9 protein-coding genes are annotated in these 11,061 nt (G+C 46.6%); 1 reads left to right on the top strand and 8 read right to left on the bottom strand.

The genetic code is table 11. From position 1 onward, the window contains the following. The first annotated feature begins 388 nt into the window (after positions 1-388). On the top strand, positions 389-694 hold the full coding sequence (locus Q0R17_RS17975; RefSeq protein ID WP_293937559.1) for an MGMT family protein: 306 nt from the start codon (positions 389-391) through the stop codon (positions 692-694). Positions 695-730: 36 nt separating this feature from the next. On the opposite strand, the gene Q0R17_RS17980 is transcribed toward Q0R17_RS17975, so the two are convergent. The 8 genes from Q0R17_RS17980 to Q0R17_RS18015 form a co-directional block, all read right to left on the bottom strand. Then, positions 731-2,683, bottom strand: a complete 1,953-nt coding sequence (locus Q0R17_RS17980) for an Ig-like domain-containing protein (RefSeq protein WP_293937562.1) — start codon at positions 2,681-2,683, stop codon at positions 731-733. Between the two features lie 399 nt (positions 2,684-3,082). Further along, entirely contained in the window at positions 3,083-6,505 is a 3,423-nt protein-coding gene (locus Q0R17_RS17985; RefSeq protein ID WP_293937565.1) for a pilus assembly protein, read from the bottom strand. A 206-nt stretch (positions 6,506-6,711) separates the two neighbouring features. Further along, positions 6,712-7,323, bottom strand: a complete 612-nt coding sequence (locus Q0R17_RS17990; protein WP_293937568.1) for a hypothetical protein — start codon at positions 7,321-7,323, stop codon at positions 6,712-6,714. A 100-nt stretch (positions 7,324-7,423) separates the two neighbouring features. Beyond that, the gene (locus Q0R17_RS17995) at positions 7,424-8,611 is read right to left on the bottom strand and encodes a PilW family protein (RefSeq protein WP_293937571.1); all 1,188 of its coding nucleotides are present in this window, start codon (positions 8,609-8,611) and stop codon (positions 7,424-7,426) included. Between the two features lies 1 nt (position 8,612). Continuing rightward, positions 8,613-9,125, bottom strand: coding sequence for a hypothetical protein (locus tag Q0R17_RS18000; RefSeq protein ID WP_293937574.1), 513 nt, complete (start codon positions 9,123-9,125; stop codon positions 8,613-8,615). A 4-nt stretch (positions 9,126-9,129) separates the two neighbouring features. Beyond that, positions 9,130-9,774 carry a GspH/FimT family pseudopilin gene (locus Q0R17_RS18005; protein ID WP_293937577.1) on the bottom strand — a complete coding sequence of 215 codons (645 nt, stop codon included), beginning with the start codon at positions 9,772-9,774 and terminating at the stop codon, positions 9,130-9,132. Between the two features lie 2 nt (positions 9,775-9,776). Beyond that, positions 9,777-10,187: a type IV pilin protein gene (locus Q0R17_RS18010; protein WP_293937580.1), complete on the bottom strand. Its 411-nt coding sequence runs from the start codon at positions 10,185-10,187 to the stop codon at positions 9,777-9,779. Positions 10,188-10,577: 390 nt separating this feature from the next. Beyond that, a partial coding sequence (locus Q0R17_RS18015; RefSeq protein ID WP_293937582.1) for a hypothetical protein occupies positions 10,578-11,061 on the bottom strand: 484 nt, incomplete at its 5' end.

Consider the following 11,061-nt stretch of genomic DNA (forward strand, 5'->3'; position numbering starts at 1 on the left):
GTCGTCAATTCGTGTTTGAGCGAAGCGAGTTGAATTGACGCCACCTCGATTGTCCGCAGTGAGGGGCCTTCGTGCTGTTTGGGGCGGCCTTCTTTGGCTTCGTTTCTTGGCCGCGCAAGAAAGGAAGGTCCAGCGGGACGCCCGCAGCTAAATTAACGTGCCGAAGGCACTAATAAAAAAGGCTTTTGACTTTGGTTAGCGCGTATGGGGTTTCACCCGCCCTACAATGAGTTGATGTTTGTCACATGAGTGGCCAAATGATGATCACCTTACTGCTGCGGCTTACTCGTGTAGTTAGAAGATATGGCTTATAGATTCGTTTTTCTCACCGTGTTCTGTGTTCTTCCCGCCCTCTGTGTCTACAGAATTTTTGTTGAAAGGCCCGCCTATGAGCGCCATCGCAACCGCCATCCGCCGCGTCGTTACCCGCATCCCCTACGGCAAAGTCGCCACCTACGGCCAGATCGCCAAGCTGGCTGGCTACCCCAATCATTCCCGCTTCGTCGGCCGTTGCCTGCACGATAAAAACACACCCGTACCATGGCAGCGCGTGATCAATGGACTAGGTAAAGTCAGCCCTCGAGGGCTGGACGGCAATGATGATGAGCAACGCTTTTTATTACAGTGCGAAGGCGTGGAGTTTGGAGAGGGTGGGAGGATTAATTTGAAGGTGTATTTGTGGGATGGGGAATGAAAAAACCCCACCAAAAGGTGGGGTTGAATGATGATATTAGTTTGGATTTGTGCAGACAGAAGCAATACCAAATGGGCTTGTCACTCCCGGAGGTGGGATTTTGATGTCGGTGTAGTCTTTAGCTAAGCCAGGTAGGTTAAATACAGCCACGTTTGAGTATTCACTTCCTTCTACTCTGATTGTCGCTTGAAGTTTTACAACGGTCCAAGAAGAGTAGTTTTTCCCATAGAGCACTTTGATAAACGCGCTACCTGTTTCATCAGTTTTTACCGTGTTGCTAGATGGGTTAAGTGCATCGTAGACCGTTGCAACAAAGCCCGGTTCTAAGCGGCCATTACCGTTGCCATTTCCATCAGCAGGATCATCTTCACCTGGGTCAAGAATACCATCATTATTTTTATCTTCACTTAGGCATACTGCCGATGGATGTTGTAACCAAAAGTCAGGTTTACCATCGCCATCGCTATCGCCATCCGGTCTATAAACACCTTTTAAGTAGTTTGTTGGAATTACCGCGAGCGTAACTTGTACTCCTGCAACTGGGTTACCAGCAGCGTCAGTGACAATCACACTGTATGGGGTAATATTTTGAGTCGAGTTTTTGTCTTCAATTTGGTTGCCTGTTCCTAAGCGGATAAATAGTGATTTTCCGCCAACAGTAACCTGAGTTTTTGAAGTAATAGATAAGTTGTTTGCAAGTGTTGCAGTAATAGTTACACCATCTTTGGCGCTGCTACTATTACCTGCCGTGTAATTAGTGCTGGTTTGGCCTGAGCTATTAGTCATACCACTACCAATGCTAAGCCTGCCGCCTGTTGGGTCAACAAGGTTAAAGTTGACTACTTGGTTTTTTACTAAATTACTGGAGGCATCCCGAACAATAGCTGTAATGGCTGTGCTTGCGCCTGCACGAACAACTGTTGTATCTGGCTGAACTACAACTTTGCTTGGGGCGGTAGCTACAAACTCAACATCATAGTTGTTGCTTATGCCGTTTGCAGTTGCTGTGATTTGTGATGCACCTGCCGTTGTGCTGGTAATTGTTACTGAAACTTTACCATTTGCATCTGTCTTGCTTGAGGAAGCCACTACATTGCCACGGGTTGCAGTGAAAGTGACAGGTACACTTTGTGGGGTGCCACCAATTGAATACAGTAGTTCGAGCTTAACAAAGCTATCCAGATTCACTTCGGCAGGTATTTTGCCGAAATTTACAGCTCCCTGTGAGGTAGAACTGGGTGTTAAATCAAAAGTATTATTGCTAATAGAAATATCTAATGTCGCAGATTCACCAAGAGCCGTAGTTTTAACAATATCTGCACCGGCTTTAATGGCTTGGTAAGTGATTGTGGCTTGTCCGTTATCCCCTGTTGTTGCTTCAGTTGCTGCGACGCTATTTACTTTGAACGTATTTCCCAAAGCAGAGGCCAATGCAACTTTTTGCCCTGCGACGCCTTTACCTGCAGCATCTTTCAAACTAATGGTCAGCGAGCTTTCTTTATTTAGTACAAGTGAGTTACTGCCGTTGAGCGTGATTTTTGTTCCGCTTACAGTAATAGTTACTTTCTCTGTTATGGTGCCCGCCGTTGCTTTAATGGTAATGCTTCGGCTGGATTGGTCGCTGCCTGTGGTGACATTGGCTGTAGCACTGCCTGTTTTATCTGTGAGGCCAGCATTTAGCACTGCAATCTGCGCACTATCCTGCGTACTAAAAATGACTGTTTGTCCTTCTAGAACAACATTATTAGCATTTTTTACCCTGGCTGTAATGACTACGGGTGTATTGCCATCAGAGGCAAGGTTAGGCGTATTGGCCAACACTTCCATTTTTGCAGCAACGCCCGACGCGTTTGGTACCGGCGTTGGCGTCGTTGTTGAGCTTCCATCCCCTGATGATCCATTGCAAGCCGTCAACATAATCGTTGCCAGCAGCAGCAGTCCGCCAGCGACTTTTCGCGCGGCTTTGCCGTTGAAGTTTATTTGTTCCACTGCATACTCCTTTACTTTTTTTTAAGGGCTGTTTTGCCCAATAGATTGAAACTTTTAAACCAATATAAGCAGATTAAACGACATTGATTGCAATATAGCAATCCTCGCCACAAATTTTATTTATAGTTTGCAATTTAGTTTTTTCTTAATCGTATATTTTTTTGTTTTTGAAAGGATTTGTCGTTTTTTAGGTTTTAGTGGGTGTGTTTGTCGCTCAAGGGTAGAATAAATAAGCAATTAGGTCTAAGGCTTAGTCATTTCTCGTTGCTGATATTAGGGGTCGAGCTTATTTGAACTTATCTTTGGTCAAAATTTTCTTGATTATAGTTTGTAAAATATGTTTTTGTTTTTGAATTGCAATGTGGTGTGCAAGAGCTGCACACCACATTAGTTCTATGCCTAGCGCACGATCTCTTGCCAAGAAGTGCGGCGGCCTTTTAGTTGGGGAATGAGGAGTGATGGGGCTTGCGTTAGTTCACCAGGCCCTGCATCAATACTATCCTTATCTTTAGTAACAATGGTTGGCACTTGTTTAATGTCTTCTAGCATAGTGGTGTTCTTGTTTGTGCCGACTACCAAGTGTTTTTCTATTTTAGGATTTGCGCAAAAGAAATTTTTGTTGATCTGCAGCGGAATCATATACTGGCGGCCATCCCCTTTGGCTGTGCAGGCATCCCCACCTGGGATGCTGGTAAAAAAACGTGCATCTGCACCGCGTGGCAAAGGATCATTGGCTAAGCGCTCTTTGCTAATGGATAGATCAGCACGCCAGCCTTTCATTTTGTTGATGCATGCCAAGATATCCTCCGGCTTATCGCTGGCTTTCTCATCTGCGACTCTTTTTAGGGTCATATAGTCGTAATCGCTATCTGATGTGCATACATTAGAAAGCGTGCTGACATCTATCCCTGATACTAAGCTGACGCTGCCCCCTAGATTATCTTTGATGACTTTATCGCAGGTTTTACCAAGTACCAGCGGGCTTAGCGCGCTAGAGCTGCGTAGGGCGGCAAAATCGCTATCCATTGTGGTGGCGCTTGGGTCAACCAAGATGCCGTAAAGTGAGTGCGTATCGATGCTGGTCATATCGGCTTGGTTTAAATAGCGGCCAGTACCAAAGGTGATGTAATGCATAGGCACGCTTGGTGTACCTGCACTCATATAGCTGGATTCGGTAATCATTGGGGCGGTGCTGATGGCTTGAGCGACGTCTTTAGTGTCGATTTTCATGCCGGTTTGGGCCACTTTAATTGCGGCCTTACTGTCATCACCTAGCTCAAAACGCCATAACCCCCCCGCTAAATCACCTGCATAGGCCATGAGTAGGCTGTCATCTACGTTTTTTTCTTTAAAGAGTGGGCCAATTTTGGCGATACCACAGTAGCCCTCTGCGGCAGTGCATGAGGTGGCGATGGTTTTATCGGCCTTGCCGGTGGCGGCATCTAAGACAAAAACATAGCCTTTGCCGTCGCTATTATCGTAGCCGCTGCTCACCAGCACTTTCCATTTTTCCGCAACTTTACCAACCACAGGAAAGCTATAGGTTTGGCCTAAACGCTTATCTTGAAAGCTCCAGAGTAAGCTGGGACTAAGCGGGTTAGTTATATCTAAGGCATAGTACTCACCACCACCACCACGTAAGCCCGCAACAAGAATGGTTTTCCAGCTATCGCCAATTTTTACATCGGCAATGGTGGGCGCACCATCCACCATGTATTTAAACTCATTGGTCAGCGAGCGATCTGCTAGCTGCCAGAGTTTAGGGATCACCGTGGGGGGCACAAAGGCCCATTGTTCTTCTCCGCTATCTGCGTTAAAGGCGTGCAGCATGCCATCATTAGCGGGGGCATAAACCATGGCTGGCCTATCCGCATTTTTGCTGGTAAAGCTGGAATAACCACCATCGGTATAAGATTTGCTCGGAACTTTTACATAGCTTACCCCGCCATGAATAATGGCGCCCAATATGCCGCTGCGGCCACGATACAGCGCATTTTTAGCGGCAGCATTTGATTTAATTTCATTGCTGGTGTCGCCCCTTAGGTAGTTGATAAGGGCGGCGGCGGTGTTGCTGCGTTGCTGCTCATCGCTTAAGTTATTACTAGATTTAAGCTGTGCCACGCCATTTGCCATTGCTTTGAGCAGATCGGTGTTGGTGTCTTTAAACTCTGTGAAAGAGCTGCATGCGTCGATCGCACAGCTGTATATTGTTCTATCTGTAGGCGTGCGCTTACTTAGTAACTCTTGTGCAGACCATTTAGGCTTGCTGTCGAGCGAGTTAGTAGTAAGGTTAAACGTCAGCGCTTGTACTTCGCCCGTCCAAGCAATGGTTTTGAATGCGCTTTGATACACAAAATTATTTTTGGCGCTCATAAACGAGTCAGAAATATCTGCCGCGCCTACGGAGGCCGTTTTTGCTTCAATATCACTCAGCGCTTTGGATAAGCTTTCGGCCACGGCATTTGGGTCTTTGGCACTAAAGTATTGCCCACCACCATTAACCGCCGCGTGCCAAAGATCATCAATGGTTGTGTTGGTGTCTCCAGCCACTTCGGGCCATGTAACTGCTCCGGTAAGCGGCTCAGGATATTTGCTTCTGATGAGTGTGCCATCCATGCCTAAGCCCAAGGTATAGGTACGCATGATTTGTCGCCCTTTTTCCCCACCGGCAAAGGCCTCAACTCCAGGGACGTTATTGGCAAAATCACTGCGAATATCCCTTTTGAAGTAGTACATGGCCACATCGGCCAAATTATTCTCTTGCTTTGTAGGGTCGCGCATGGGGTAGGGGATATTGTCAGCCCCATCGGTATCGCCTACATTGACTGCATCAGGGTTATCGCCATTCCTGTAAGGCGCGTTCCAATAACCATCGGTAGTGAGAATGGTAAAGTTTTGCTGGCAGGAGTACTCCATAGGGTCGATGCTTTTCTTATTTCCCGAATACATTTCCCCGATTGCACGTAAGGCGCTTTTAAGGGGCGTGCCGCCACCGGGTGATGCACCGTAGAGCATCTGATACCAAGCGGCTTTTTGCGTGGCGTTATAGTTGGCAACGCTTAAAAATTCCCCTTCGCCATAGCGATTGGCCTTTAATTTATTAATACTAGAAAAGCCCACCCGATAGCGATCACCAATTTTTGCAAATGCCGTACCCGCACTCGATTTCATCATGAGCATGCGGGTACGGTAATAGCTAAACCAATTGGCGAAATTTTGCTTTTCTTCATCCGTCTTTATTAATATTTTTTCCCAGTCTTGCGGGGGTGTGAGTACCCAGACCCACTCAGCTCTTTTTTTATCCCAAACCCACTCTCCTTTAGGCTCACTATTACAATCATCTATGCTTGGGGCTTCATTTTTAAAGCGCCAATAATAAGAGGCTTGGCTGGTGTCGGTCTTGCCGCTATTGCCGGTATTGCCCCCTTCCTGATCGTAGGCAAAAAAACCATTACTTAAATTGTAGCGGGTTGTGCCCCCAGGGCCGCCTGCATGGTTTAGATTATGTCCGTCATACCATGCATTGGTGAAAGAGGCGTTATCCATTGATGAAGTGCCATCGGCGCTTTTTGGTGGGGCATACTTGGTATTGGGGTTGTAATACACCCCATTACATTGCGCATTGGCATAGCCCACTTTATTTTGGTAATAGTAGGCTGAATCTGGCATATGGCTCCAAGCCATAGAACCTGAGTCATCTAAAATAAACATCACATTGGGTTTTACATCACCAGTAGTCAGTGTAGATAACGGTTTACTGGCAGTTTGGGCGGCAAAGCTATTTAGGCTTAAGCTAATGATACTGAGAGCAATTAATTTCATTTTTTAACCTTAATGGCGGTGCATAAGTTGAGCGGCATCACTTAATTTAAATATGGATGTATTTTGTAGGTTGGCGCTGAGCCTGCGAAGCCCAACATGCTTAATCGTATGGTTGGGCTTTGTTTCACTCAGCGCCAAGCTACCTCTATTCAAATCTAGTTACGCATGAACACTTATGATGATTTCTATTTGAATAATCATTTCAGCTAAAACAAAGTGCTTTGATAAAAGCTCACGGTGTCTTTGGGGCCAACCACTCTGACCGTTATCTTATAAGTCATTTGGTAATTAGAATTACCTTCTGCTTCTGCGGGGGTCATTCTTTGTAAATCACAGCCGCTTTGATTCGGGGTTTTTTTGCCGTCACTGGCGCAATTGCGCTGAATAAAATAGGCCACTTTATAGCCATTGGCATTTAAAAGTTGCTCATCTGATGTAATGCTATTTGCTAGTGGAGTGGTGCTCGCCTTCGGGTCTGCCCATACCCAAGCAATCCCATTGCGCCAATTATTGCCATCAATGGGATTGGGGGTATTAATCGGGCTATAGCCATTAACATTAGAGGCCGCATTTAAATCATTGGGGCTGGTGAATGAGGTGCTGACTAACCACAGCCGGGCTTTTTCTAAGGCTAGATCCGCCGCTGCGGTTGTGCCTTGCCTTAGGGCTAGGTTATTGGCAATTAGATTGCTGCTAATCATGGAGCGGACTAAGGCGATTGCTGCCAAAGTCATGACCACAAGTACAATCAGTGAGATCAGCAGCACCAAACCACGCTGGGTTTGCTGGTTGCTTCGAGGCGATAGTGTCGCTGGCATGTTGGCTCATTCTTAAATATTAAGGCTTCGGCTAGGAAGGCCTGATAATTGCACTAAAACTGTGCCGTTAACGCACCATTGCTAAGATGGCTTGTGGTGATTAAAACAGCGCGGGTTGATTTAACAGCAGTTGGTTTCTGAGCGGCACAATGGTTTCGTGCACGCTGTAGTGGTAGCACTGCCAATTGGTATCGCTAGGCTGAGCGTTTTCGGGGGTGGAAAACTCACCCCCTGCCCAAATGAACTTTGCATCTTTGGCGGTTGTATCGCAGCTATCATCCCGCTTAGGTTTGTCTGGTGTGGCTGAGCGCACTAAAACCGCATAACGAATGGCAATCAGCTGCTTCCAGCCCTGCATGGTGGTGGGAGTGGTTTTGGTCCAGCCTGCAGCAGTAACATTGTTGGCGATATTATCGCCATCGGCATTGGTATCTAGCCCGTATTGGGCTTGCATTTGAATGACGTTTTCTGTGGTGGTTTTCCATGAACCATCCAGTGCCGCTTGGCGATCAAGCGCATCCATGCTGATTAAGCTGCCATCTATTTTATCTGTGGCATTGGGGCATTTATTGGGGTTACCTGCCAGATAAACGCAGTAAGTGCGCCGCACCATGCTGCCAAAATCAAACAAACGGGTGGTTTTAGCGGGTAAATCTACCGGTAACGGGGCCGTGGTTATTTTTGTATTCCAAATATTACCTGTAGCAGCATGGCCGAGGGCAAAGTCTTGAGTTGATACCGGTGCGCCAGCGCAGGGTGTGGCATTGGTGCATGTTACTTGATAGAGCTGGCAGGGCTGTTGCGCTGCAGCAGCGGCTTTTTTACCTGGGTCGGGCCAAGCCACAATTAAATCATTAACTATAAATTGCCCTGCTAGCTGTACATTGGCAAATTGGTTGTGATCTTGCGTGTGCGCAACGCCGTCGCCTAATAGCGCGGGCATTCCGCCAGCGGGGGAATCGCTATACAGCAGGGTAATCCGATCGGAAGTGCCTGCGCTCTCGATAATGGCGGGCACAAGCCGGATATTGCTAAAGCCAGCATTGGCAGAAACAATATTGCAGTTTAAGGCCCGATCTACACCAATCCCATAGCCTGCGCGTTCAATATCTTTTTGTATTTGCATAATGGCAATCCCGCCACTGCTTTGTGCATTGCCATTGCCTAAAGTAGCACGGCGAAAGCCTTCGCTACTATTGAAAATTTGATAAATTGCAATGGTGGCAAGTAATGTTAGTGCTAATGAAATTAATACTTCGATTAAGCCAAATCCTGAATTTCGGTACATATTATTTTCCACAGCGTAAATGCGAAGTGTCATGGGTATCATTGGTTTCGCGAATAGTCTGAATATCTGCAATACTAATGGCTTCATTCAAGCTTTGATTAGCGCCTGCAATTTTTGTGCTTTTAGAATTACGCTGTGCAGGCCAACTAATAGATATCAAGGCACGGCGCGAGCAGGGTGTATTGCTATTTGCTTCAATACTTACCGCACAGCTTGAATCATCCAGATTCGCCGCCACAGCAGAGGCCCAAAGCTTGCTTGCAGAGCCTTTGTCAACATTTGCGCATTTAACGCGGCTTAATTTAAAATCATCGAGATCAGCTACCCCAACGCGCATTTCGCCATCTAAGCGTTGAATAAGTTGGGTTGCCGCAGTGCGAGAGCTGCTATTACTTACATGGCGCATGGCATTGCCCTGCAAAGCCATAATGGCAAGAACGCCAAAAGAAAAAATGCTAATTCCTACCAAGCATTCCAAAAGCATCGAGCCGCGTTGGGCTGAAAATGTACTCATGAATTTACCTTACGCAACTACTAGGATTGGAGCTTACTGCATCGGGTAGGCAGAGCCGTGCATTGCCGCCTTCATCAACGAGTAAGCAAATTCTGGCGGGGCCTGTGATGACTTTGCCATCTGCCTTGGTGCAGGCGCCTAGTTTTGCCTCATCTGCTTTATCAGCCACGATCAGGCTGAATGCTCTATTGGTACGGCCTAAAGCATCAAAGCGAATCAAAGATTGATTGGCGTTCAGCGTAAATTTCGCCGAATTACCTTCACTCACCGTTTTGCCTTCAATGTAGGGATAAGAGGGCTTTGCAATGGCGGGGGGGGCGTTGAGGTTGACGCAATCTGGGCAGCCGCGAATTAACCATGCCGTGCCCTGAGTGCTTTCTGTAATCGCTGCGGCATTGCGGCCTACGGCGCTGATAGCGCTGTTTGTAAGTAGCAGCTCAACATAGCCATTGCGCTTAATGGCTTCGGAGCGTGCCTGTTGAACTGCGCTTTGAAATGACTCGGCGTAGCTGCGTAGCTGGGTGTTTTTTACCCAGCTTTGAAAGGGTGGGCCTGCAAGAGCTAGCAAAATGCCAAAAATCAGCAGAGTGATCATCAGCTCAATAAGGGTAAAACCAGCCTGGGGTTTGGGGTGGAGCTTTCGATTCATGCTTAACAGCCTGATTTCTTATTAGTCCAGCAGCCAACACCTTTGGTCCAGCCTGTTGGGGCGGCGGTTGTTTGTTTTATGCCTTGGTCATCAAGCGTAAAGCTAAAGCCTTCCATTTTTCCGCTACCTGTTGCACTAATAAGAAACTCATTTGCTTTGAGAGTTGGGCAATCAATATTAAATTTATCTGAACCAGCTGCATCTTTTTTGCACGGGAAATTTAGATAGGTTCGGTTATTCATAAAAAACTGTTCAAGCTGCACGCGGGTATCGCTGAGCTTACTTTGTGGCTCAACTAAGCGGCTGCGGGTGACATAGTCTTGGTAACTAGGCACGGCAATTGAGGCCAAAATTCCGATGATGGCAACGGTGATCATGACTTCGATTAAGGTAAAACCAGATGTAGAGCGCATAACCTATCCTTGATTGGAGCCTTCTTGATAAGTAAGCAAGAGCTCAGGGGGTAGTCGTAAGGTTAGGGATAGTGCTGATATGCAGATGTAATCGCCAGTTGGTTGAAGTACTTATAGCTTTTGATTGGCGGTCTATTCTTGGGGATAAGCGGTTGCTTATATGATGGGTGATTTCAAATGACTGTTTTTAAATGGAAAAGCCAGGGTAAATATTGATATGAAGCAGAGGGCTTGCTATGTGAATATTCAACATATAATAAAATGCTAATGCGTGTTGCTAAAATGCTACGCTGTTTTTACCTAATTTATGCCTTGCTTGCTTGTTATTACTTAGGCAAAAAAAAGCATGAGCAGTCATCAGAATGCCCACGCCTCTTTGCGCTCGATTGCTTAGCGCAGAATTTCACTCCAAGACGAGCGCTTGCCTTTGACTTTAAGATCCAGCCTTGCTGTATCGGCGGAGCCTGTGCCATCTGCATTGACTTTAATACTGTCTAGCTTAGAGGTGGTAATCGAGACACGGCGCGATGGGTCGTCCGATAAAGAGCTATTGGCGTTTGTGCCTATCACGATAAAAGTATCGGTCGATGGGTTGGCACATAGTGCGTCTTTACTTAGTTTTAAAGGCATTTTGTATTCACGGCTCACTCCGCCTGGGGTGCAAGAATCTGCACCGGGCACAATGGAGGTGAATACACCGTAGACATCAAAAGGAAACGGGTCATTAGGAATACGCTCCTTACTGATCGGCAAATTGGCTCGCCAGCCTTTGGTGCTATTTTTGCATGTGGTTAAATCCGTGCCTAAGGCCGTATTGGCGGATCTTTTCAAGGTAATAGTATCGAAGTTTCCATCGGTGTTTTGAAATTGATCT

The organism is Iodobacter sp. (assembly GCF_025352645.1).
Taxonomy (GTDB): Bacteria; Pseudomonadota; Gammaproteobacteria; order Burkholderiales; family Chitinibacteraceae; genus Iodobacter.

Bases quoted from the DNA above. Each gene is read 5' to 3' on its own strand.
- Q0R17_RS17975 (WP_293937559.1), top strand. From the start codon at position 389: ATGAGCGCCATCGCAACCGCCATCCGCCGCGTCGTTACCCGCATCCCC.
- Q0R17_RS17985 (WP_293937565.1), bottom strand. From the start codon at position 6,505: ATGAAATTAATTGCTCTCAGTATCATTAGCTTAAGCCTAAATAGCTTT.
- Q0R17_RS17990 (WP_293937568.1), bottom strand. From the start codon at position 7,323: ATGCCAGCGACACTATCGCCTCGAAGCAACCAGCAAACCCAGCGTGGT.
- Q0R17_RS17995 (WP_293937571.1), bottom strand. From the start codon at position 8,611: ATGTACCGAAATTCAGGATTTGGCTTAATCGAAGTATTAATTTCATTA.
- Q0R17_RS18000 (WP_293937574.1), bottom strand. From the start codon at position 9,125: ATGAGTACATTTTCAGCCCAACGCGGCTCGATGCTTTTGGAATGCTTG.
- Q0R17_RS18005 (WP_293937577.1), bottom strand. From the start codon at position 9,774: ATGAATCGAAAGCTCCACCCCAAACCCCAGGCTGGTTTTACCCTTATT.
- Q0R17_RS18010 (WP_293937580.1), bottom strand. From the start codon at position 10,187: ATGCGCTCTACATCTGGTTTTACCTTAATCGAAGTCATGATCACCGTT.